This is a genomic window from Bradyrhizobium sp. P5_C11_2 (assembly GCF_054049755.1).
Map to the genome: position 1 here is coordinate 1 of NZ_JBFULT010000772.1, position 2,806 is coordinate 2,806.

Here is a 2,806-nt window from a genome sequence, read left to right on the forward strand (position 1 = left end):
CGCGGGAAGGTGTCGTAGACGCGCTCGACCGTCCAGGGACCGCGCCGCATGCCGGCCGCAAGCTGCAAATGCTCGTCGACGGTCAACGATCGCCAGAGGCGCCGGCCCTGCGGCACGTAGCCAACGCCGAGCCGCGCGATGCGTGCCGGGTTCAGCCGCGTGACCTCCTCGCCGCGAATGCGGATCGAGCCGCCGCTGGCGCGAACCAGGCCCATGATCGCCTTGCACAGCGTGGTCTTGCCCATGCCGTTGCGGCCGACCACGGAGAACACGCCGGTATCGAGCGTGAGGTCGACGCCCTGCAGCGCATGAGAGTGCCCATAGTAGACGTCGAGACCTTTCACCTCCAGCGCGGGCGCGGTGCGGCGGTCATTCATGGCCGCCTCCGAGATACAGCTCCTGGACCTCGGGATCGGACTCGATCTCGCTTGGCAGGCCTTCCTTGAAGATGCGGCCGTTGTGCATCATCGTCACGCTCTCGACCACGCGCAGCGCAACGTCCATGTCGTGCTCGATGRTGATGTAGCCGATATGCGCGGGCAGCGAGGTCAGGATCTCGATAAGCTCGCGCCGCTCGGTCGGCGACAGGCCCGCCGCCGGCTCGTCGAACAGGATGAAGCGCGGCGCTCCGGCGAGCGCGAGCGCGATCTCGAGCTGGCGCTGCTCGCCGTGCGCGAGCTCGGCGACGCGCTGGTCCTTCACGGCGGTGAGATGCACCGCCTGCACCAATGTTTCGGTTGCGTGCATCAGCGCATCGTTCAGCCCCGGGCGGAGCAACGAGAACCGCCCGCGCGAGACGCCGCGGCACGCCAGGTAGACATTGTCCTGCACCGTGAGGCCAGGGAACAGTGCGGAGATCTGGTAGGTGCGGCGCAGCCCGCGACGAATGCGTTCATGGGGCGGGAACTGGGTGATGTCCTCGCCGAAGAAGCGGATCGTGCCGGAGGAGGGTGGAAAGTCGCCGGTGATGCAATTGAAGAGCGTGGTCTTGCCGGCGCCATTCGAGCCGAGCACCGCGCGTCGTTCGCCGGGTCGCACGGTGATGGTGACATCGGTCAACGCCGCAAGCGCGCCGAACAGCCGTGTCACGCCGCGCAGCTCCAGCGCCGCGCCGGCACCGACCGCAGACAGCCGCTGCGCGACGCTATCCATGGCGGCCTCCGCGTGAACGCGTCGCCGAAGCGGTATCGCGGCGTCGCCAGCGCTCCCAGAGGCCGATCACGCCGTCGGAGGACCATAGCACGATGGCGAGGAAGCCGAGCCCGATCAGGAGCCGGAAGCGATTTCCGTCGAGCCCGAACTTGACCAGCAGGTCGATCGCGAAGGTGCGCAGCAGGACGAAGATGAAGGCGCCAATGAAGGGGCCGATCGGCCGCGTGATGCCGCCGACCACGGCGATGATCAATATATCGATGCAGGCGCCCACGCTGACCGAGCCGGGCGAGATCTGTCGGTAGTTCCAGACCTGCAGCACACCGCCGAGCGCCGCAATAAAGGCGGCGAAGGCGTAGGCCGCGATGCGGTGCGCGTTGGTGTTGAAGCCGAGCGTGGCCATGCGGCGGGAATTGTCGCGAACGCCCTGCAAGGCGAGGCCGAACGGCGCGCGCGAGACGTACTGGATCGCGAAATAGCAGATCGCCGCGACGCCGAGCGTCACATAGTAAAAGGCGATGTCGGAGCGCCAGTCGACGCCCCAGAAATGCGGCGTGGCGACCGTGTTGATCCCGGTATGGCCGTTGAAGATCGCCCAGTTCTGGTTGGTGAAATAGTAGAACGCGGCGCCGATCGCCAGCGTAATCATGATGGTGTAGATCCCCTCGGTGCGCACCGCGAGCGCGCCGCCGAGCGTGCCGAAGATCGTTGCCAGCACCAGTGCCATCGGGGTCGCAAGCCACCACGGCCAGCCCAGGCTGATATTGGCGTTGCCGCTGACGCCGAACACCGCGACCATGTAGCCGGCAAAGCCCGCGATCGTGAGCTGCATCAGGCTGACCATGCCGCCATAGCCGGCGAGGAACATCAGGCTGAGCGCGATGATGCCCAGGATCAGGGTGGTGCCGAAGATCTCGATCAGGAAAAAGCTGTTGGCGATCAGCGGCATGATCACGAGGATCAGCGCGACCAGCCACACTGCCGGATTCTGGAATTCCGGCCAGGCCCGGATGAAGGCGCGCCGCGCCGCTGTTGCGGCCGGCTCTGCACGAAGCTGGGTGCTCTGTAACAGCGACATCTCATCGCCTCGTGAGCAGGCCCTGCGGCCGCACGGCCAGCACGAGCACCATGATCAGGAAGGTGACGACGATGGCGTAGGTCGGGATGTAGACCGAGCCAAGCTGCTCGGCGAGGCCGATGATGACGGCGCCGAGCGCAGCTCCCGGGATCGATCCCATGCCGCCAACGATCACGACGACGAGCGAGGCGAGCAGGAAGCGCGTATCCTCGCCCGGTGAGAGCGACTGGAAGGTTCCTCCGACGACGCCGGCGATGCCGGCAAGGCCCGCGCCAAGTGCGAACACCAGCACGAACACGAGTTGGATCCGCACGCCGGTCGCGGCCAGGATGTCGCGGTCGTCGACGCCGGCGCGCACGATCATGCCGATCCGTGTGCGGTTGAGCGCGAGCCACATCGCGATGCCTATCGCCGCGGATGCGACGAAGATCACGAGCCGCACCAGCGGGTATTGCAGGTAGACCGGCTCGCCGGAGGATTTCACGGCCGTGAGCAGCGGCAGCTGGATCGGGCCGACCAGCCAGGCCGGCGTCTGGATCTGATAGAAGTCGCCGCCGAACACCCAGAGCATCAGAT

Annotated in this window: 4 protein-coding genes; all 4 read right to left on the reverse strand. The window is 66.6% G+C overall.

What is annotated here, in order from left to right; all coding sequences use genetic code 11:
• Nucleotides 1–377: ATP-binding cassette domain-containing protein (locus tag ACXJL8_RS38305; RefSeq protein WP_456686734.1), on the reverse strand; the 377-nt coding region annotated here is incomplete at its 3' end.
• Entirely contained in the window at nt 370–1,152 is a 783-nt protein-coding gene (locus ACXJL8_RS38310; protein WP_456686735.1) for an ABC transporter ATP-binding protein, read from the reverse strand. The genes ACXJL8_RS38310 and ACXJL8_RS38305, both read right to left, overlap by 8 nt.
• Nucleotides 1,145–2,230 (reverse strand): branched-chain amino acid ABC transporter permease, encoded by a 1,086-nt coding sequence (locus ACXJL8_RS38315; RefSeq protein ID WP_456623787.1) that lies wholly within the window; start codon nt 2,228–2,230, stop codon nt 1,145–1,147. The genes ACXJL8_RS38310 and ACXJL8_RS38315 overlap by 8 nt, the downstream gene beginning before the upstream one ends.
• A 1-nt stretch (nt 2,231) precedes the next feature.
• A partial coding sequence (locus ACXJL8_RS38320) for a branched-chain amino acid ABC transporter permease (protein ID WP_456686736.1) occupies nt 2,232–2,806 on the reverse strand: 575 nt, incomplete at its 5' end.